Origin of the sequence: Streptomyces sp. NBC_00704 (genome assembly GCF_036226605.1) — a bacterium.
Classification (GTDB): Bacteria; Actinomycetota; Actinomycetes; order Streptomycetales; family Streptomycetaceae; genus Streptomyces.
In genome coordinates this window covers 3525923-3545852 of record NZ_CP109000.1, presented here as the reverse complement: position 1 = coordinate 3545852, position 19930 = coordinate 3525923, and the positions used below count along the sequence as shown (strand labels likewise).

Here is a 19930-nt window from a genome sequence, read left to right as displayed (position 1 = left end):
GCGCGACCGTCCCGGTGAGCCTGCCCGACACCAGGTCTCCACGTCCCCTCCACCCGACCGTCCCCGCCCGCGACGGCGGGCGAGGCGTGTTCGATTACAGTGACGGACGTCGTACGTACGGACGGTGCCCGGGAGGACTTGGTGGGTGCGACTGCCGGGCCCGTCTGGGGCCGCGCCGAACAACAGGACTTCCGCAGCCGGGTGCGCGGCACGCTGCTCGGCGCGGCGGTCGGGGACGCGCTCGGCGCGCCCGTCGACGGGCTGGACCTGGAGGAGATCCGGCAGGGACACGGCCCCGAGGGCGTCGTGGACCTGGCCCCGGCCCACGGGCGGCGCGGCGCGGTCAGCCACCTCACCCAGCTGACCCTCTTCACCATGGACGGCCTCGTCCGCGCCCAGGTCCGCAGGGACACCGGCGCCTGGCATCCGCCGACCGACCTGCACCGGGCGTATCTGCGCTGGGCCGCCACCCAGCGCGACTGGGGCCCCGACCTGCGCCGCAAGGACAACGGCTGGCTGGCCCGCGAGGAGTGGCTCTACGTCCGCCGCGACCCGACCCGGACGCTGCTGCTGGGGCTGGGCGACGACGTGATGGGCACGCTCGACTCGCCCAAGAGCCCCGACGCGGACGGCCCGGAGGTCGTGGCGCGGTCGGCGCCGTTCGGGCTGCTCGTCGGCTGGGAGCCGCAGCTCGTCGCGCAACTGGCCGTCGAGTGCGCGGCCCAGACCCACGGTCACCCCACGGCGGGTCTGTCGGCGGGCGCGTACGCGGTCACCGTGCACGCGCTGGCCCGCGGCGAGAGCCTGGACGGCGCGGTGCAGCGGGCGCTGGCCCTGCTGTCCGCGCGGCCGGGCCACGAGCCGGTGTCGGAGGCGCTGCAACGCGCGCTGGGCGCGGTGCGGCAAGGGCTGCCGGCCCCGGAGAGGGTGGAGGAGCTGGCGGCGGGCGGGACCGCGCGGGCGGTGCTGTCGGCCGCCGTGTACTGCGCGCTCGTGGCGCAGGACGTCCGGCACGGTCTGCGGCTGGCGGTGAACCACGGCGCGCCCTCGGCGGCGACCGCGGCCGTGGCGGGCGGGCTGCTGGGGGCCGTGCACGGCGAGACGGCCCTCCCGCCGGCCTGGCTGGCCGAGCTGGAGGGCCGTCCCACGATGCTGGAGCTGGCCGACGACTTCGCCATCGAGATGACCCAGGGCCCGGCGCTGCACAACCCCGCCGGCGCGTCACCAGGCTGGCTGTCCCGCTACCCCCGCGACCTCTGACGAGGCGCGGGGGACGAGACGCGGGGGACGAGGACGGGGGACAGGGGACGAGGGACAGGGGACGAGGGACGAGGGGGAGGGCGCGGCAGCGCCGGTGCCGGCGTCCGATCAGTCCTTCCGGACAGTCCTTCCGGTCAGTCCTTCGCCGCCGCGGAGAGCTCGTCGCGGGGGCCGGGGAGGGGTGCGGCGGCCGAGGCGTCGCCGTCCCCGTCCGAGTTGATGGTCTCGATGACCGCGAGCCGTTCCGGGGTGTCCTCGGGCTTCAGGAAGCCGATGAGGATGTAGAGGACGAGCGAGACGGCGAGCGGGATCGACACCTGGTACTGGAGCGGGACTCCGCCGTCGACGTTCCAGTTGATCGGGTAGTTGACCAGCCAGAAGGCCAGCAGGCCCATCGCCCAGCTGGTCAGCGCCGCCGTCGGGCCGGAGCGGCGGAACGGACGCAGCAGGCCCAGCATCATCGGGATCGCCATCGGGCCCATCAGACCGGCCACCCACTTGATGACGACGGTGATGATGTCCTTGAAGGCGGGGGAGTTGACCTGGGTGGCCGCCGCCATCGACAGCCCGAGGAAGACGACGGTCGTCACGCGTGCCGCGATCAGCCCGGAGTGCTGGTTCCACGCGCGCGCCCTGGCCCAGATGACCGGTGCGCAGTCCCGGGTGAAGACGGCGGCGATGGCGTTGGCGTCGGAGGAGCACATGGCCATCGTGTGGGAGAAGAACCCGACGATGACGAGCCCCAGGAGGCCGTGCGGGAGGAGCTGTTCGGTCATCAGGGCGTAGGAGTCGGAGCCGTCGGGCTTGTTCGACGTCACGAGCAGCGGTGACATCCACATCGGGTAGAACAGCACCAGCGGCCAGACCAGCCACAGCACCGCCGACAGCCGCGCCGACCGCTCGGCCTCCTTGGGGCCGGCCGTGGCCATGTACCGCTGGGCCTGGTTGAGCATGCCGCCGTTGTACTCGAACAGCTTGATGAAGAGGAACGCGAGCAGGAACACCGTGCCGTACTGGGCGACCAGCGGCTTGTCGTGGCCCTGGAGGGCGGGCTGGTGCCAGGCCTCGGTGAATCCGATGCCCTTGTCGTCGAGCTTCAGCACGACGGCGATCAGCATGGCGACGCCGGCCAGCAACTGGATGACGAACTGGCCGAGTTCGGTGAGCGCGTCCGCCCACAGGCCGCCGATCGTGCAGTAGACCGCGGTGATCGCGCCGGTGATGAGGATGCCCTGGTTGAGGGAGAGGCCGGTGAACACGGACAGCAGGGTGGCGATGGCGGCCCATTTGGCCCCCACGTCGACGATCTTCAGCAGCATCCCGGACCAGGCCAGGGCCTGCTGGGTCTTGAGGTCGTAGCGGTTCTTCAGGTACTCCAGCGGGGAGGCCACCCGGAGCCTGGACCGCAGCCGGTTGATGCGGGGCGCGAACAGCTTCGAGCCGATCGCGATGCCGAGGGCGATCGGGAAGGACCAGGTGACGAACGAGGTGACGCCGTAGGTGTAGGCGATGCCCGCGTACCCGGTGAACATCACCGCGCTGTAGCCCGACATGTGGTGCGAGATGCCGGACAGCCACCAGGGCATCTTGCCGCCGGCGGTGAAGAAGTCGCTCACGTCGTCGACGCGTTTGTGCGACCAGACGCCGATCGCGACCATCACGCCGAAATAGCCGATGAGCACGGCCCAGTCGAGACCGTTCATGTGCGCCCTCCCGTGGTTCAGCCCGCGTTCAGCTCGGCGCTCATCGTGGGCGCTGCCACGTGAACACGACAAGTAACCGACGAGTCAAAGGGAGGTAAAAGAATTCTGTATGGTGTCCTGCGTTCACCTATCTGAACTCAGCGCATCAGCTCCCCGGCGTTGACCAGCAGCGATTGTCCGGTGATGGCCCGCGCCCGGTCCGAGGCCAGGAACACCGCGGCGTCCGCCACGTCCCCGTCCGTCGCCAGCTCGGGCAGCGCCATGCGCTCGGCCAGCCGCCCGAGGACCTCCTCCTCCGGCACCCCCTCGGTGTGCGCGGTGAACCGCACGTACGCCTGCACCGGCGGCCCCCACATCCACCCCGGCAGCACGGTGTTGACCCGGATCCGGTGCGGACCCAGCTCGCGCGCGAGGGAGTACATGGCACTGGTCAGCGCCCCCTTGGAGGCCGCGTACGCCGCCTGCCGCACCTGCGAGGGGGCCGCCACCGCCGACTGCGTCCCGATGAACACGACCGACCCGCCGCCCGCCTTCAGCCCCGGCAGGCAGGCCCGGGTCATCCGCAGGGCGCCCAGCAGATTGACGTCGATCACCGACTGCCAGGTGGCGAAGTCGGCGTCCTCCAGCCCGCCGAAGTACGAGTCCCAGGCCGCCACGTGCACCACCGCGTCGATCCGCCCGAACCGCTCCCGCGCCAGCCCCGCCAGCGCCTCGCACTGCCCCTCGTCGGTGACGTCCGTGACCCGGTACGCCGTGCGCGCCCCCGAGGGGTCGATCCCGGCCGCGCTCTTCGCGAGGTTCTCCTCGGTCCGCGCCCCGAGCACGGCGTTCCCGCCGTCCCGGACGACCGCCGCGGCGACCTGGTGGCCGAGCCCGGCGCCCACTCCCGAGACGACGACGGTCCTGCCGTTGAGCAGTGACATCGGGACCTCCCTGACCCTGGCGCATTGTCTGACGGAGCGTCAGAGTATGGGCCAGCCGCCGAGGAAGGGGAAGACGCGTGAGCGACGAGACCCGCAGCGAGACGTACGCCGAACTGGCCTCCGTGGGCCCCTACGGGGTCCGCCCCGGCCACGCCCTGATCACGATGGTCGAACCGCACCCGGGCCACGAGTACGCCTACAACCGCTGGTACGAGGACGACCACTTCTACGCCGGCGCGATGGCCATGCCCTGGATGTACGCGGGCCGCCGCTGGGTCGCCACCCGCGACCTGCAACTCCTGCGCCGCCCCGAGAAGTCGGCGATCGCCCGGCCCGTCACCGCGGGCTGCTACCTCTCCACCTACTGGATCACCGACGGCCGCTACGACGACCACATGAGGTGGACGGTCGCCATCAACAGGCGCCTCAACCGCGACGCCCGCGTCTACCAGGACCGCACCCACGTCTTCACGGCGTTCCAGGACCACGAGACGACGGTCTACCGGGACGGCGCCGCGGGCCCGCGCGACTTCCACGCCCTCGACCACCCCTACGCCGGTCTCGTCGTCGAGGTGATCGACGCCGACTCCGCCGAGCAGCGCGCCGGACTCCTGGAGTGGCTGCGCTCCCGCCACCTGCCCAAGCGGGCGGCCGGCTCCCCGGCGGCCATGGTCACCGTCTTCCGCCCCACCCCCCTGCCCGGCGACCGCATGAGCTACGTCAGGCAGGTCGAGGGCGTCGACACCCGGCTGACCCTGCTGTGGTTCCTGGAGCAGGACCCCCGCGAGTGCTGGGACCGGCACTTCACCGGCCTGGAGGAGACCGTGGCCGAGTCGGGCCTCGGGCGGGTGGAACTGCTCGCCCCGTTCGTCCCGACGGTGCCGGGCACCGACCGCTACGTGGACCGGCTGCGCTGACCAGGACCCAGGACGGCCGGGACGGTCAGGGCCGGTCCTTCAGCTCGTCGGGGCACGGCGTCCCCCGCGGCAGCTGGTAGGGGGCCGCGAGACGGTAGATCCCCGCCTTCGGCGCGAGCAGCACCGTCCACCTGTCACCCTCGGTGTCCTCCTGCGTCTCGAACAGGCACCCGTTGACGTTGTCGAACGTCTTCGGCTCCCCGTCCGGCCGGCTCCTGGACTCCGGGGTCTCCTGCGGCGGCTTCAGGCTCTTGCCCTGCGCGTCCACCACGCTCAGCCACGGCGAGTACGGGATCCGGATCAGGATCCGGCCCGCCTTCCTCACGTCGATCGTCATCTCGCCCTGCTCGGCGCGCTGCACGACCGCGTCCGGCTCGGCCAGCGGGGCGGGATCGAGGACCCGGAACAGCTGCCAGTTGGCGTCGCCCCAGATCTGCTCCAGATACGGCAGCCCCCGCTGCACCAGCTGCCGCTCCCGTTCGCCCCCGTCCCCGTCCAGGGCCTCCTTGGGCACCACGACGAAGTGCACCGCCCACCGCTGGAGCCAGTCGTGGTAGTTCGCGGAGTTGAGGGTGTCGTCGTAGAAGAGCGGGTTGCGCTCCATGTCGGCCTGGCGGTTCCAGCCGCGGGCGAGGTTGACGTACGGCGCGAGCGCGGACGCCTCGCGGTGCGAGCGGGCCGGGACCACCTCCACCCGTCCCCGCTCCGCGCCGACCCCCTGCAACTCGTTGACGAGCGGGGCCAGCTCACGCGCCCAGGAGGCCGCGGGGGTCGTCCGCACCACGTCGTCGACCGACTTGAAGCCGATCCAGCCCACGAACGTCAGCGACGACAGGACGATCACGTACCACTTGCGGCTGCGCGGCACGGCGAACGGCAGCGCGGCCATCAGCACCACGCCGGTGAACATCATCGCGAGCCGGGTGATGTTGGACCCGATCTGCGAGCTGATCAGCCACACCAGCAGCACCCCGAGCCCGTACACCGCCGCCGTGATCCGCACGGTCTTCCAGTCGTGCGGGACGAGGGCGAAGACCGCCACCGCGGACAGCAGCGGCAGACAGGCCGAGCCGAAGGACATCGGCTGGGTGCCCGAGAACGGGAACAGCCAGGCGGACAGGGCGACGACCACCGTGGGCGCGAGCCCGAGCGCCCACGCGCCGGGCCGCCGCTTCTGAAGGAACATCGCGACGGCGACTATGCCCACGAAGAGCCCCGCCACCGGCGAGCCCATCGTGGCCAGCGCGGCGAGCGGCGCCGCGCACAGCGCCTTCGCCCACCGCCGGTAGCGCCACCGGTGCGGCCAGCAGAACACGACGGCCACCGCGCCCAGCGCGAACATGTTGCCCAGCCCGAACGTCACCCGCCCCGAGGCCGCGTTGCACAGCAGGGCGAAGATCCCCGCCAGCGCGGGCCACACCGGGTTCCGCACCGGGCGGCAGCGCAACAGGATGAGAGTGAGCAGCCCCGCCGACAGCGTGCCGGCGATCATCATCGTCGTCCGCACGCCGAGCACGGACATCAGATACGGCGACACCATGCTGTACGACACCGGGTGCATGCCGCCGTACCAGGCAAGGTTGTACGCCGAGTCGGGATGCCGGCCCACGAACTCGGCCCACGCGTCCTGCGCCGCCAGATCGCCGCCGCTGTTCGCGAACGTGAAGAACCAGACGAGATGCAGGACGCCGGACAGCGCCGTCATCGACAGCACCAGGTGCCGGTTCAGCCGGCCGCCCAGCCGTTCCAGGGCGGCCCGCGTCCGGGACGCCGCACGCGGCGGCTCCGTCCGGGGGGCGCCCGCGCGGCCGCCGTCCTCGTGGTCGGGGGCTGGCCCCTGCTCGACGTCTACCACGGCGTCCGCCGCGGGCTCGCCGGCCGCCGGGTCCGCCGGAGCGGCCGCCGCGGGTGTCGCCGGGTCACGGTCGTGCTCGCCCGACCGGGTGGCGGGCAGCCTCGTCCGTCGGCCGACGTCCGGTCCCGGACCTGTGTCGTCGGCGCGTGTCGGCTCCGCAGTGGCCACCTGAAGGCACTCCCCGTGTCCCGTCCTCTGTTCTCGGTCGCGTCCCGCTCACGTCCGCTGCACGGCTGCGCCCTCGCGACCGGCGACCTGTCCCGTTTCGCGACGCTAGCACGCACCCCGCCGGGCGGCTGCCCGACGGGGTGCGCGGGGGTGCGGACGCGGTCAGGGCGTCAGCCGAGTCGTGTCAGCTTGTCCGGGAAGCCCGGCTCGTTCAGGTCGGACCGCAGCGCGACCGGCACCTTCACGGCGCCGCTCGTGCCGTCCCCGACGGTGAGCGTGCCCACCTGCGCGCCGGCCTTCGCACTGTGCGGCACCTCGCCGGCGGTGAACGACAGCTTCACCGTCATGCCCGCCCAGCCGACCGCCGGGACGTCCTCGGTGATGACGACGGGCGTGTGGTTGCCCAGCCTGTCGTCCACGTACCCGACGACGTCGCCCTTCTTGAGGATCTTCGCCGAGGCCAGCGCGTCCTGGGCGGCGAGCAGGGCCTTCTGGCTGACGGCGTTGACCGTCTCCAGGATCCTCGGCTTGTGCTGGCCGAGGACCGCGCCGACCAGGGTCACCGTCTGCCCGCCGACCTTCTTGCGCGAGGCGAAGAGCAGGTTGCCGCCCGCCGCGGTGGTGCTGCCGGTCTTGATGCCGATCGCGCCCATGTTGTACGGCAGGGTGTTGTAGTTGGGCCAGTTCTTGCCGGACGGGTCGTCCCAGCTGGCCGCGCTGGAGATGGCGACCAGCGCCGGCACCTTCACGAACGCCCGGCCGAGCTTGACCTGGTCCTCGGCGGTGGAGACGGTCGTCTCCTTCAGGCCCGAGGGGTCGGTGTACGTCGTGTTCGTCATCCCCAGTTCCCTGGCGGTGGCGTTCATCTTCTTCACGAAGGCCGCCTCCGAACCCGCGTCCCAGCGCGCGAGGAGCCGCGCGATGTTGTTGGCGGAGGGGATCAGGACGGCCGACAGCGCCTGGTGCTCGGTGAGGGTCTGGCCCTCCTTGACGGTGTTCAGCGTCGACTCGTCGCCCGTGACGTCGTAGCCGCCCTCCTTCTCCGCCGTCGCGTCGATCCTGATCCTCGGGCCTTCCTCCCCGGCCTTCATCGGGTGGCTCTTGAGGATGATGTACGAGGTCATGGTCTTGGCGACCGAGCCGATGGCCACGGGCGTCTGCTTGCCGAAGCTGCCCATCGTGCCGACGCCGTCGGCGTCCATCCAGCCCTGGCCCTCGTTCGGCCAGGGGAGCTGCGTCTTGCCGCCCTCGAACGTGTACGAGTCCTTCGCGGTGAGCGTGAGCCCGGGCGTCGGCAGCGGCCGCGCGGCCTGCGCGATCGCAAACACGACGAGCAGCAGGAGGACCAGCGGCGTCCAGATCTTGAGCCGCCGGCGGAGCTGGCGCAGGGGCGTGGGCGGGGGCGGCGGGGTGTTCGTCAGCTCGGCCAGCAGGTCCAGCGGCGGCTTCGGCGGCAGCGGCTGCTGGGTGGTCCGCTCGGGACCCACCTGCGGCACGAGCGCGGTGACGTCGGCCTGCCGAGGCGCGGACGGCTTGACCGGGGGCTTGGGCGCGCGCGGCTCGTCCAGCGGCTTGAGCGCGACGAACGTGCTCGTCCGCTCGGCGACGGGCTCGTCCGCCGACCCCGCGTCGACGTCGTCGGCCTCGTCGGCCGTACCGGCCGTGCGGGCCGCGGCGGGCTTCCCGGCCTTGTCGGCCTTGTCGGCCGTGCCCGGCTTTCCGGCCCCGCCGGTCCTCGCGGCCGCGTCGTCCTTCGCGTCCTCGACGCTTGCCGCGCCCTTGACGCTCTTGGCGTCCTCGGCGCTCTTGGCGTCCTCGTCGGACGTGGGCCGGGCGGCCGCGCCGAGCTTCAGCATGGTGGTCGGCTGGTCGACGGCGGGCTTGGGCCGGGGGGTCTTGAAGACGGCGGTGGGCTGGTCGACGGGCCGGTCGGCCGCCTTGCCGCCCGTCTCGTCGCCGGTCTCGACGCTTCGGCCGGCCTCTTCGTCCGGCTCGGCGGCCTTGCCGGTCTCGTCAGCCTTGTCCTCTTTATCGGCCTTGTCGTCCGTGGCCCACTTCGGCGCGGGCTTGGACGCGGACTTGGAAGCGGGCCGGTCCGTCGCCTCGCCGGCGCTCGCGGAACGTTCCTCCGAGCCGGAGCCGGAGTCCGAGTCCGAGTCGGGGTGCGGGTCCTGGTCGGCGTCCGGGTCGGGGGTGCTCTTGCCGGCGGTCTTCTCGTCCGCCGTGGACACCCACTGGGCGACCGCGGCGCGCAGGCGCTCGTCACCGCCCGCCGCGGCGGTGTCGGAAATCTCCGGGGCGCTCTCGCCGTCCTCGGCCTTCGGGGCCCCGGTGGAGGCGTCCTGGGCGGTCTCGCGGGGCTGCGGCTCCTCCGGGGCGCTCTCGGCGTCCGCGGCGGCCTCCGCGTCGTCGGCGGCTTCGGGCTCGGCCGCCTTCCCGGTCGCCGGCGTCCCGTCCGCGGACGTCGCCTCGGCGGCCTCGGGCTCGGCCGCCGCCTCGGGCTTCTCGGACTCGTCGGTCCTGCCGCTCCCGGCGGGTTCCCCACGCTCCTCGGGTTCCTCGGACTGCTCGGACCCCTCGGACTGCTCGGACTCCTCGGGCTCGGTTTTCACGCCCCGGACCGAGAAGACGCGGGTCGCCGTGTCGACGCCGCCGCGCGCCGCCGACGGACCGCCGTCCCGTGCCACCGCGACCCGCGGATCGCGGGGCTCGCGGGAGTCACCGGACTCACGTGCTTCGGGAACCGTGCCCGCGCTCCCCGACGTCGGTTCTGCCGACGACTCGCGCTGCTTCGACCTGTCGGGGGACTCGCCCGCCACCGATGCCTCCTCCTGTGCCGCACGCCGTCAGCGCGCCTGCCGAACCGTGAACAGCCCGCCCCGGACCCGCCTCGCGGCGCTGTCCGAACCATGTACCAGTGTCCTGTGTAGAGGGCTTGGCTCCTGCGGTAGACGAGAACGACATACCTACTGGTTCCACTACAAACAGGTCACGCACCCTCGACAGATGAATGTGAGAGGGGTCACCCTGTCATTCATCCACGCGGGGAGGCATGGATGGGCAGGAGCCGCAGAACGATTCCGGAAGAGCTTCTTCTGCTGGCGTTGGACCCGACCACGGGTACCACCGCACAGCCGCAGTCGCTCGACCTTGGTCTGGCCGGAGCGCAGCTAGTGGAGCTGGCGCTGGCCGGGCGGATAGCCCCTGACGGGGATCGTATCGCCGTGGTGTCCCCACGGCCGACTGGAGATCCGACACTGGACTGCGCGTTGGAGTTGCTGCGAAGGCGTGGCGCTCCCGTACGGGCCGTCCACTGGATCGGCGGGCCGCGTCTCGGGCTCCGCCAGACCTACCTCTCGCATCTGGAGCGGTGCGGCATGGTGCATGCCGTGGCGGGCCAGATGTGCGGAGTGCTGCCGACGACTCGCTACCAGGCGACGGACACCGACATCAGCCGGGAGATCAAGGCCCGGCTGGACTCCGCGATCCGCACCGGCGTGCCGCCGGACCCGCGGACCGCGGCGCTCGCCGCACTGGCGCACGCGGTCGGCCTCGGCAAGCACCTGTACCCGGGCAACGAGGGACGCTCGTCCCGCTCCCGGCTGCGGGATCTGATCAGGCACGACCCGATGGGCGGTCTCGTGGCGCACGCCGTGATGGACGTCCAGAACGGCGCGGTGGCACAGCCGCGCCGCAACCAGCCACCCGCCGGCCGTCAGGCCGGGCCGGGAGCGAGGCCCGCTCCGGAACCCGCCCGTGGCGTTCCGGCGCAGCCGCACCGCGGTTCCCTGGCGCGTGTCGTGGCCCACTGAGCCGCAGTTCCCCGACACCGCGAGAGCACCGCACGGCATCGCGAGAGCACCCGCGCGACATCGCGCGGGCATGACCGCGCGACGCCGTGCACGCAGGCGCGCACGACCGCACCATCGCAGTACGCAGGACCCGTTCGGGAGCCGCCGCGGCCCGCGCGGGGCGGTGTGCCACACCGCCCCGCGCGGACGTGTGTCGGCGCCGGTGGGGGTGCTGATCCGAACTGGCGTGTACCGGCCGCATAACCACCGTTTTCCAGCGGTGGAAAGCACCTTGGTGGCAGTCTGCTCAACAGCAGATACGCAAAGTGTCAGGTACAGACACGCAGTCGGAGGTGCACGTCCCGTGGCGTCCAATGTCAATCCCACTGTCAGGCGACGCCGGTTGGGCCAGGAGCTGCGCCGGCTCCGTGAGCTCAAGGGCATGACGGCCGAGGAGGTCGCCGAGCGCCTGCTGGTGTCCCAGTCGAAGATCAGCCGGCTGGAGAACGGCCGGCGCAGCATCAGCCAGCGCGACGTCCGCGATCTGTGCGGGGTGTACGAGGTCGAGGACCAGCGGATGGTCGACTCGCTGATGGAGATGGCCAAGGACTCGCGCCAGCAGGGCTGGTGGCACGCCTTCGGCGACGTCCCCTACAGCGTCTACATCGGCCTGGAGACCGACGCGGCCAGTCTGCGCGTGTACGACCCGCAGGTCGTGCCGGGGCTGTTGCAGACCCGCCAGTACGCGGAGGCGCTGATCTCGGGCGCGCTGCCGGAGACCGCGCACACGGAGATCGAGAAGCGCGTGCAGGTGCGCATGCGCAGGCAGGAACGCGTCTCCTCCGGGGAGAACCCGCTGCGGCTGTGGAGCGTGATGGACGAGTCGGCGCTGAGAAGAGTCGTCGGCAGCCGTGAACTCATGCGGGACCAGCTGGAACACCTCGTGGAGCAGTCCCAGCTCCCGCATGTCACGGTCCAGGTGATCCCCTTCGACATGGGCGCGCATCCCGGTCTGAACGGCCAGTACGCGATCCTCGAATTCCCCGACACCGCCGACTCCAGCGTCGTCTACATCGAGGGCGTCACCAGCGACCTCTACCTGGAGAAGCCGAACGACGTGCAGAAGTACAGCGTGATGTACGAGCATCTGCGCGCCCAGGCGCTGAACGTCGAACAGTCCCGTCAGTTCATCGCCGACATCGCCAAGGGATATGTGCCGTAAGGCCGTTGGGAAAGCCAGATGTTCGATATGACGGACATTCGCGTGGGGAGTGCCGCATAGTACGCCCACCCCCCGGCAGGATGGAAGTTTCCATTGGAATATGTCATCCGGTCGAGTGAATAGTCGCTTCGTCAGTCGATGTTGGCGAGTAGCGTCGATCACGCCATCGAGCAACAAGGTTGGCGTGAACGTGCCGCGGGGCCGCCGTGAGGTCCGTGGTGCGAGGACAGCTACTCAACAACTGCACTCCGGAGCAAAAACATGGCAATTCGTCAGGGCAGCGCACACTCGTGGACCAAGTCCTCCTACTCCACGGGCAACGGTGCGTGCGTCGAGGTCAAGTCGCCGGCCGTTCAGGCCCTCCTCGTCCGCGACTCCAAGGTCCAGGACGGCCCCAACCTGGTCTTCCCCGCCGACGCGTGGAGCGAGTTCGTGGCATCGGTCAAGGCGTAGGGCGGGCACTCCCCGCCGCGCCGGTCACCGGCAGCCGGCCGGAGGCCGGACCGCCCGTGTCCCGCACCACCGCACAGGAACCGCCCAAGGGCCCTCTCGACCAGATCGCCGTCCTAGCCGAGAGGGCCCGGTGCCGTTCCGGGCCGGGCGGGCAGACCGCGGGCCCGCCGTCGCGGTCAGCCCAGCTGGCCCTCGATGGCGGCCACGACCTCGGCGGCCTCGGGCTCGGTCTGCGGCGAGAAGCGGGCGACGACGGAGCCGTCCCGGCCGATCAGGAACTTCTCGAAGTTCCAGCGGATGTCGCCCGTGTGGCCCTCGGCGTCCGCGAACCCGACCAGCCGCCGGTACAGCGGGTGCCGGTCGTCGCCGTTCACCTCGACCTTCTCCGTCAGCGGGAAGGTCACGCCGTAGGTCGCGGAGCAGAACTCGGCGATCTCCTCGGCGCTGCCGGGCTCCTGCCCGAGGAACTGGTTGCAGGGCACTCCCAGCACGGTGAAGCCCTGGGCGGCGTACCGCTCCTGGAGCCGCTCCAGACCGTTGTACTGCGGGGTGAGCCCGCACTTGGAGGCCACGTTCACCACGAGGACGGCCTGGCCCGCGTACTGCGAGAGGTCCGCGGAACCGCCCTTGAGGGCGTCGATCGGTACGTCGAGGGGGGAGGCGCCGGCATCAGTAGTCATGCCCCGGATGCTAGCTTCCGGCCTCGCCCCGCCCCTTGTCCGCCCCTTGTCCGCCCCCTGCCCGGTCGTCCGGCCCTTGTCCGGCCCCGCTGCGCCCTCCGCGCCCTTTCCCGGCTCGTCCGTGAGGGTCACGGGCGGTGGGTGGCCGCCTCGGTCAGGGTGCGGCCCGCCGGGGTGCGGGAGTACAGCACCGAGCGGCCCGCGCGCCGGCGTTCCACCAGGCCCGCGTCCAGCAGGACCCGCAGATGCCGGCCGACCGAACCGAGGCCCTGGCCGGTCAGCGCCACCAGCTGGGTGGTGCTCAGGGGCGCGGCGAGCAGCACCAGCACCGCGGCCCGGCCGGGGCCCAGCAGCGTGCCGAGCGCGGCCGGGACGGCGCGGGCGCGCTCCTCGCGGTCCCCGGCGAGGACGCCGGAGCACGGGTAGACCACCGCGTACCGCTCCCGCCCCTCCCAGGCGACCCAGCCGGTCTCCGGGGTGACCGGCACGAACAGCAGCTCCGCGCCGGAGGCCTCGCGGGGCGGGTACTCGTGCGGGTTGACCTGGAAGCGGCTCTCCCCGAGCCAGCGCGTGCCCGGCCGCAGCGAGTCCAGCACGGCGGCCCAGCCGCCCCGGCTGACCAGCGCGGTGCGCGCCACGACGTCGGCCTCGAGGACGCGCCGCCGCCGTTCCCAGTACGGCCGCACGCCCGTCTCCCACACGTGCTCCAGCAGCGCCGCCGCCCGCTCGGGCAGGTCGTCGCGCTCCAGGGCGGCGGGCAGCGGACCGGCCAGGGACGTCCGCAGATGGGCCCGGGCCGCCGCCGGGTCCGCCGCCCGCACCCGCGCCACGCCCTCCTCGAAGCTCTCGCCCTCCCTCGGCGTCGGCGTGAGGAAGTCGGCGATCCATCCCCCGCGCCCGGAACCGCCCGCGCGGGGGGATTCCCACGACCCGAGCCCGGCCCGCACGAGCAGCGCGGTCACCGGGTCGGCGGCCATCCTCGCGCGGTGGCCGGGGAGGTGGGCGCGCAGCCAGGCGTGCTCGCCGGGGTGCGCGCCGGTCCCCGCGTGCAGCAGCTTCAGGCTCGCGAAGGTCTCGGCGAGCGGGGAGAGCACGAACCGGCTGCGGGCGAGGGTGTCGGCGTTCACCTGCCACCAGCCCATGCCCCGCACCTCCTTCCGGCCGTCCTCCGCCGCCTACGGCGTTCCCCGCCGTCCGCGGTGATCCGCGCGACCAGCGGTGATCCGCGCCATCCGCGGTGATCCGCGCGACCAGCGGTGATCCGCGCGGCCCACGACGTTCCCCGGCGTCCATGTCGTTCCCCGGCGTCCACGTCTCGTGCCCCGCGGCCCACGACGTTTCGCGGGCCGGCGAAACAATAACCGCCCTTCCCGAACCCGCCCCAGACTGCGGCCATGACCGGCCTCTCCTACCGCCAGCTCTTCCGCGTCCCCGAGTTCACCCCGCTGTTCCTCTCCTCCGCCGCCCACACCGCCGCCCAGACGGTCGGCGGGCTCGCCCTCGCCACCCTCGTCTTCCGGGCCACCGGTTCGCCGCTGCTGTCGGCGGTGAGCATGTTCGGGCCGTCCCTCGCGCAGGTGCTGGGCGCGACCGTGCTGCTCTCGGGGTCCGACCGGCTGCCGCCGCGGTCGGCGCTGACCGGCCTCTCGCTGGCCTTCGCCGCCGCCACGGCCCTCATGGCGCTGCCGGGGCTGCCGACCTGGGGCGTCTTCGCCGTCGTCCTCGTGCAGGGGCTGATCGCCTCGCTCGGCGGCGGCGTCCGCTGGGGCCTGCTGAACGAGATCCTCGGCGGCGCCGGGGGCGGCTATCTGCCGGGGCGTTCGCTGTTCAACATGATGAGCGGGCTGACGCAGATCACCGGTTACGCCACCGGTGGCGCGCTCGTGACCGCGCTGTCCCCGCGCCCGGTCCTCCTGCTCGCCGCCCTGCTGTACGCGGTCTCGGCAGCCGTCGCCCGCCTCGGGCTGACCGCCCGTGCGCCGCGCGCCGCCGGCCGGCTGTCGGCGGCGGCCACCCGGCGCGCCAACACCGCCCTGTGGTCCTCCCGGCCACGCCGCCTGACCTACCTGGGGCTGTGGCTGCCCAACGGTCTCGTCGTCGGCTGCGAGGCCCTGTTCGTGCCCTACGACCCCGGCGCGGCGGGCACGCTGTTCGCGTGCGCCGCGCTCGGCATGCTGGCCGGCGACGTCCTCGTGGGCCGCCTCCTGCCGCCGCACCGGCGCTCCCGCCTCGCCACCCCGCTGCTGCTGCTCCTGGCCGCCCCCTACACCCTGTTCGCGCTGCACCCCGGCGTTCCGCTCGCCGCGGCCTGCGCCGCCCTCGCCTCCGTCGGCTTCGGCGCGAGCCTGGTGCAGCAGGAGCGGCTGATGCGCCTGACCCCGCCCGAACTCAGCGGTCACGCCCTCGGTTTGCACTCGGCCGGGATGCTCACCCTCCAGGGCGTGAGCGCGGCCCTGGCGGGCGGACTGGCCCAACTCACCGCGCCCGGAACGGCGATGGCCGTGATGGCGGGCGCGTCGATCGCGGTGACCGCGGCGCTGGCGCTCGCCGGCCGCGCCGCGCCGCGCCCGGACGCCGCCGTGCCGACGGAAGTCCTGCCCTGACGTCACGTCATGTGCGCTTATACGGACCGCCCTTCGCTCACCTGCGTTCTTTCCCGTGAAGGAGAAGCGGGACGGCGGGTGCGGCCGCGTCCGGCTTCCTCTCCGGTGCGACGAATTCGCGCGGGCCAGGGTGTCGAAGCGGTCCGCGTCGTCATAATCGTGGCCAGGGACGAACCGGGGGTGGTGGGTTCATGGCGGACGTCGTCGTCGTGCACGGAATTCTCGCCAACAGGTCGAGTCGCGACGAGATGCGCGAGACCTGGCTGGCGGCATTGCGCGAGGGACTGCGCAACGTGCGGTTCCGTGGGGCCGACGGTCTCACGATCGAATGTGTCTTCTACGGCCATCTCTACAACGACGGGAAGGCGGGACCCTCCTGGCAGTACGAGGTCGCAGACCTCGAACCCGGCCTCGAACAGGAACTGCTGATCGCCTTCGCGGAAAGCGTCGACGACCCCGCGAGCGACCGGGCGGGCAAGGCCGGTTACGCGCCGAGAAGCGTCCAGTGGGCCATCGATCTCCTCCAGGCCCGCAAGATCCTCGGCGGCACGAACGCGAGGATTCTCGGGTTCGTCAAACAGGTGGCCCGCTATCTGCGGGACCCGGAATTCAAGAAGAAGGTGCAGGCCGAGTTCAGCACCGCGATGGAGACCGGACCCCGCGCCGTCGTCGCCCACTCGCTCGGCAGCGTCGTGGCCTACGACTGGCTGCGCACCCACGGGCCCACCAGCGCCACCACCCTCGTCACCCTCGGCTCACCGCTCGGAATGCGGCCCGTCCTGCGCGAACTGCACCCCTACCTCGACGCCTGCCCCGCCCCCTGGCCCACCGGCGTCGACACCTGGGTGAACGTCGCCGCGAAGGAGGACGCCGTCGCCACCGTCAAGACGCTGGACGGGCTGTTCGCGGGGAAGATCCACGACCTGGACGCCGCCAACTCCCGTGCCACCGCCCACGACGCGCTCGTCTACCTGAAGAACGTCCGCACCTGCGAGTCGCTGAAGGTGGCTCTTGGCTGAGCGGGCGGGGTACTTCTGCGTCTCGGGACGCCCGGCCTACGGCGGGACCTTCGCCGACCTGGAACTGCTGCCGAAGGAGGTGGCGGCCGTCCGCGCCGAGCTGACGGCGCTCGGCCTGACCGAGCTGTTCGCCGGGGCGGGCGGACCCGGCGACGGCGACGCCCTCACCCACCTCGGCCTCTACGACGCCCTGTACGACTGGAGCCGCCCCGCCGCAGGCGCCCCACCCGACGGCCCGGACCCCGACGGCCCGGACCCGGGCGGCCCGGACCCGGACGGGGCGCCGCCCGAGCGGACCGCGACGCTGGTGATCTACGCGACCGGGCACGGCCACCAGCTGGAGGACGAGTGGATGCTCGTCCCGCCCGAGAACGCCGACCCCCTCAACCCCCGCGCCGTGCTCCCGCCCGCCGCGCTGCTCGCGGCCCTGAAGGAGCGCGCCGACCTCGCCCAGGTGCTGCTGGTCCTGGACGCCTGCGGAGCCGCGCCCGGCGGGGAACAGGCCCTGCTGGACACCCTGTCGAAGTCCCGCTACCGGCCGCTCGACGGACAGTTCGACCTGTGGGTCGTCGCAGCCGCCCGGCGGGCCGAGACGGCGGGGCAGACCGTGTTCTCCGACGCCTTCACCGCGGCGCTGCGCAGCACCGCCGCCCCCTCCCTGGACCGACGGCACCTGAGCCTCACCGACGTGATGGTGTCCGTCCAGGGCGACCTGGCGACGACCTCGCAACGGGCGAAGATCGTCGCCGGATACGAGGACCCGCGCTGCCGGGCCCTGCCCAACCCCCTCTTCATGCCGCCCGACCCGCCCGACTGGCTGCCGGCCGGCTGGAGCCGCAGCTCGCGCGGGGTGCGCAGCCAGGACGCGCCCGGCTGGTACTTCACCGGACGCGACGGCGCGCTGCGCACCGTCATCGACCACCTCACCGGCGTCGGGGCCGCCCCGCCGCTGTGGCTGACCGGCTCCCACGGCAGCGGCAAGACCGCCGTCCTCGGCCGCGTCGTCACCACCGCCACCGCCGCACTGCGCGCCGCGCTCCCGGTCGTGGCCCGGCACGGCGTCCTGCCCGCCGGCGACCTCGCCCTGGCCGCGGTCGACGCGCGCGGCCGCACCGCCGAGCGGCTCGCCGACGAGATCGCCCGCGCGCTCGACGTCCCCGGCGAGGGCGTCACCGGCCTGCTGGCCGCACTCGGCGGCGGCCACGGCGGGAGGACCCGGGGCGTCGTCGTCGACCATGTCGACGAGGCGGACATGCCCGCCGCCGTGCTGGCCGACCTGGTGGAGCCGCTGGCCGCGCTGCCCCACGTCCGGGTGGTCCTCGGCGCGGCGCGCCCGCTGCCCGGCCCCACGGCCGCGACGACCGTCGACCTCGACGACGAGACCCACCGCGGCCCCGAGGCGGCCGGCGCGTACCTGCGCACCCGGCTCGCCTACGGCGGCCACCTCCCGCCGAAGGACGCCGCACCCCTGGAACGGCTCTGCGGCGGCTGCTTCGAGGCGGCCGCCACGGCGGCGGACGTCCTGGTCCGGGAGCGCGCCGACCCCCTCGGCCAGGCGACCGCGGCCGTCGTCGAACGGCTCGACGGCCTGCTGCGCCGCACGCTCGGGGAGTTCCTCGCGCCGGCGGCGGCAGGCGCGGCGGCCGACGTCCTGAACGCCCTGTGCTCCTTCCACGACGACCTCTTCCTGGACCTGCCGACCTGGGCCTCCGTCGCCGCCGGCCACGGCGGAGTCCCCGTCACGGCGGCGCAGTTGGAGAGCTGCCTCGACGCCTGCCGGAGCTTCCTCGTGCGCCGTCGGCTGCCCGGCCGCCGGCCCGGCGACGCCCTCGAAGGGGTGCGCCCGCGTCACCGGCCCGCGCCGGCCCCGGGGCCCGGCCCCCGAAGAGCCGTGCTGCGCCGGCTCCTCGACGAGGTCGGCCCGGGCGTCCCGGCCTCCGGCTGGGAACGCGTGCCGGACCATCTCCTCGACGTCCTCGCCGCGGCCGCCGCCGCCGACCAGGCCGGCGACGCGGGCCGGCTCCTCGACGACCCCGGCTTCCTGCTCGCGCTCGCCCGGCCCACCCTGACCCGCACCGTCAAAGCGCTGACCGGCCCCGACCGGGCGGCACGGGCCGCCGTGCGCGCAGCCCAGCCACGGCAGGCGCGACCGCACCAGGCCCGCTTCGCCCTCGCCCTGGCCGCCACCCGGCAGGAACTCACCGCTCTCGCACGGGCCGCCGGACCCGTCGACGCGCCCTGCGGCACGCTGGAGGTGCGCTGGGCGCGGCGGGCCGGGCGCGAACAGCCGTCGATCACGCGCGTGTCCGCCGCCGGGCAGCCCGGCCCCCGCACCGTCGTCACCGCCCACGACGACGGCGCCCTGCGGTGGTGGGACGGCGCAGGCGGCGAACCGGGGACGTCCCGGCGGCTCGCGGGCCGCGTCGTCGCGCTGAACGCCCTGGAGAGCGCCGAGGGCGCGGAGGGCACGGAGGGCGAGAAGGGTGCGGGGGATGAGAAGGGTGCGGAGGCCGCCGGGGGCGTCGACGCGCTCGTCGTCCTGGCCGACGGCACGGTGCTGCGCTGCGCCCCGGACGCGGAGGTCCCGGACCGGGTGCTGCGCGCAGGGAAGGGCCGGCTGCCGGGCCCCTGCGCGGGCCACCCGGCCGGCTTCCTCGCGGTGGGCGACGGGGCGGACGTCGAACTGCTGGCCGTAGGGGCGTCGGGGGTCGAACCGCTGGGCCGGGAGTCGCTGCGGCGGACGGTCGTCGCGGTCGCCGTGGCCGGTCCGCCCGAGGATCCGGTCGTCTGGGCGGCGACGCAGGACGGCGTGGTGCACCGCTGGTCCCCGGCCGCCGCGGGCCCGCCCCGAAGGGTCGCGCTGTGCCCGAACCCGGTCCGGCTCGCGGCGGCCTCGGACGGCGAGACGGCGGTGGTCGTCGACGCGGACGGCGGGTGCACGTTCGTCGGCGGCGCGGCCGCCCTCGCGGGCGCGGTCCCGGCGCTCCCGCACGACCTTCGCGCGCTCCATCTGACGCCGGACTGGTTCGTCGTCGCGGGCGGCCACCAGGACGGGAACTGGCTGGACACCTACGGCGTCGCCGACGGCAGCACGGCCCGCTGGCCGCTGGACGGGCTGCCGACCGGCATCGTCTCCCACCCCGCCGGAGGCGGTTCTCCCGTGCCCGGTGGGGGAGACGCGGCCGTCGGGCTCGTCCACGGCGCGGACGACGCGCCGGCCGGGTGGCACGGGTCCGCCGACCTGCTGGTGGCGACGTCCCGCGCGCCCGCCCTGCTGCGGGCCCGCACCCGCGCGAAGCACGGCATGTCACGGAACGGCCGCAGGAGGTAACCCGT

14 protein-coding genes are annotated in these 19930 nt (G+C 73.4%); 8 read left to right on the top strand and 6 right to left on the bottom strand.

All coding sequences use genetic code 11. The features are described 5' to 3' along the window. The first annotated feature begins 141 nt into the window (after positions 1–141). Complete coding sequence (locus OG802_RS15360) at positions 142–1260, top strand: ADP-ribosylglycohydrolase family protein (protein WP_329411037.1); 1119 nt, start codon at positions 142–144, stop codon at positions 1258–1260. A 134-nt stretch (positions 1261–1394) separates the two neighbouring features. Here the strand turns inward: OG802_RS15360 and OG802_RS15355 are convergent, their stop codons facing one another. Both OG802_RS15355 and OG802_RS15350 read right to left on the bottom strand, forming a co-directional pair. Beyond that, positions 1395–2963 (bottom strand): sodium:solute symporter family protein, encoded by a 1569-nt coding sequence (locus OG802_RS15355; protein WP_329411035.1) that lies wholly within the window; start codon positions 2961–2963, stop codon positions 1395–1397. Positions 2964–3100: 137 nt separating this feature from the next. Further along, complete coding sequence (locus OG802_RS15350; protein WP_329411034.1) at positions 3101–3886, bottom strand: SDR family oxidoreductase; 786 nt, start codon at positions 3884–3886, stop codon at positions 3101–3103. Positions 3887–3963: 77 nt separating this feature from the next. On the opposite strand from OG802_RS15350, the gene OG802_RS15345 reads away from it, so the two are divergent. After that, on the top strand, positions 3964–4803 hold the full coding sequence (locus OG802_RS15345) for a hypothetical protein (RefSeq protein ID WP_329411032.1): 840 nt from the start codon (positions 3964–3966) through the stop codon (positions 4801–4803). A gap of 25 nt (positions 4804–4828) precedes the next feature. Here the strand turns inward: OG802_RS15345 and OG802_RS15340 are convergent, their stop codons facing one another. Continuing rightward, positions 4829–6826: an MFS transporter gene (locus OG802_RS15340; RefSeq protein WP_329411030.1), complete on the bottom strand. Its 1998-nt coding sequence runs from the start codon at positions 6824–6826 to the stop codon at positions 4829–4831. 170 nt (positions 6827–6996) lie between these two features. After that, entirely contained in the window at positions 6997–9645 is a 2649-nt protein-coding gene (locus tag OG802_RS15335) for a D-alanyl-D-alanine carboxypeptidase (protein ID WP_329411029.1), read from the bottom strand. A 237-nt stretch (positions 9646–9882) separates the two neighbouring features. Between OG802_RS15335 and OG802_RS15330 the strand changes: the two genes are divergently transcribed. The 3 genes from OG802_RS15330 (at position 9883) to OG802_RS15320 (ending at position 12292) form a co-directional block, all read left to right on the top strand. Then, positions 9883–10638: a GOLPH3/VPS74 family protein gene (locus OG802_RS15330; protein ID WP_329411027.1), complete on the top strand. Its 756-nt coding sequence runs from the start codon at positions 9883–9885 to the stop codon at positions 10636–10638. Between the two features lie 343 nt (positions 10639–10981). Continuing rightward, positions 10982–11839 carry a helix-turn-helix domain-containing protein gene (locus tag OG802_RS15325; protein ID WP_329411026.1) on the top strand — a complete coding sequence of 286 codons (858 nt, stop codon included), beginning with the start codon at positions 10982–10984 and terminating at the stop codon, positions 11837–11839. Between the two features lie 261 nt (positions 11840–12100). Further along, on the top strand, positions 12101–12292 hold the full coding sequence (locus OG802_RS15320) for a DUF397 domain-containing protein (protein ID WP_256919156.1): 192 nt from the start codon (positions 12101–12103) through the stop codon (positions 12290–12292). Between the two features lie 176 nt (positions 12293–12468). Here the strand turns inward: OG802_RS15320 and OG802_RS15315 are convergent, their stop codons facing one another. After that, positions 12469–12972, bottom strand: coding sequence for a glutathione peroxidase (locus OG802_RS15315; protein WP_329411024.1), 504 nt, complete (start codon positions 12970–12972; stop codon positions 12469–12471). Between the two features lie 128 nt (positions 12973–13100). Next, entirely contained in the window at positions 13101–14114 is a 1014-nt protein-coding gene (locus OG802_RS15310) for an ArsR/SmtB family transcription factor (protein WP_329411021.1), read from the bottom strand. 252 nt (positions 14115–14366) lie between these two features. Between OG802_RS15310 and OG802_RS15305 the strand changes: the two genes are divergently transcribed. From OG802_RS15305 to OG802_RS15295, 3 genes are all read left to right on the top strand, one after another. Further along, positions 14367–15575: an MFS transporter gene (locus OG802_RS15305; RefSeq protein WP_329411020.1), complete on the top strand. Its 1209-nt coding sequence runs from the start codon at positions 14367–14369 to the stop codon at positions 15573–15575. Positions 15576–15766: 191 nt separating this feature from the next. Beyond that, the gene (locus OG802_RS15300; protein WP_329411018.1) at positions 15767–16594 is read left to right on the top strand and encodes a hypothetical protein; all 828 of its coding nucleotides are present in this window, start codon (positions 15767–15769) and stop codon (positions 16592–16594) included. After that, on the top strand, positions 16587–19925 hold the full coding sequence (locus OG802_RS15295) for a hypothetical protein (protein ID WP_329411017.1): 3339 nt from the start codon (positions 16587–16589) through the stop codon (positions 19923–19925). Before OG802_RS15300 ends, OG802_RS15295 begins: the two co-directional genes overlap by 8 nt. Positions 19926–19930 lie beyond the last annotated feature (5 nt).

What these genes read in the sequence shown, in the direction of transcription:
- OG802_RS15355 (WP_329411035.1), bottom strand. Translation starts at nt 2,963, where the DNA reads ATGAACGGTCTCGACTGGGCCGTGCTCATCGGCTATTTCGGCGTGATG.
- OG802_RS15350 (WP_329411034.1), bottom strand. Translation starts at nt 3,886, where the DNA reads ATGTCACTGCTCAACGGCAGGACCGTCGTCGTCTCGGGAGTGGGCGCC.
- OG802_RS15330 (WP_329411027.1), top strand. Translation starts at nt 9,883, where the DNA reads ATGGGCAGGAGCCGCAGAACGATTCCGGAAGAGCTTCTTCTGCTGGCG.
- OG802_RS15320 (WP_256919156.1), top strand. Translation starts at nt 12,101, where the DNA reads ATGGCAATTCGTCAGGGCAGCGCACACTCGTGGACCAAGTCCTCCTAC.
- OG802_RS15315 (WP_329411024.1), bottom strand. Translation starts at nt 12,972, where the DNA reads ATGACTACTGATGCCGGCGCCTCCCCCCTCGACGTACCGATCGACGCC.
- OG802_RS15310 (WP_329411021.1), bottom strand. Translation starts at nt 14,114, where the DNA reads ATGGGCTGGTGGCAGGTGAACGCCGACACCCTCGCCCGCAGCCGGTTC.
- OG802_RS15305 (WP_329411020.1), top strand. Translation starts at nt 14,367, where the DNA reads ATGACCGGCCTCTCCTACCGCCAGCTCTTCCGCGTCCCCGAGTTCACC.
- OG802_RS15300 (WP_329411018.1), top strand. Translation starts at nt 15,767, where the DNA reads ATGGCGGACGTCGTCGTCGTGCACGGAATTCTCGCCAACAGGTCGAGT.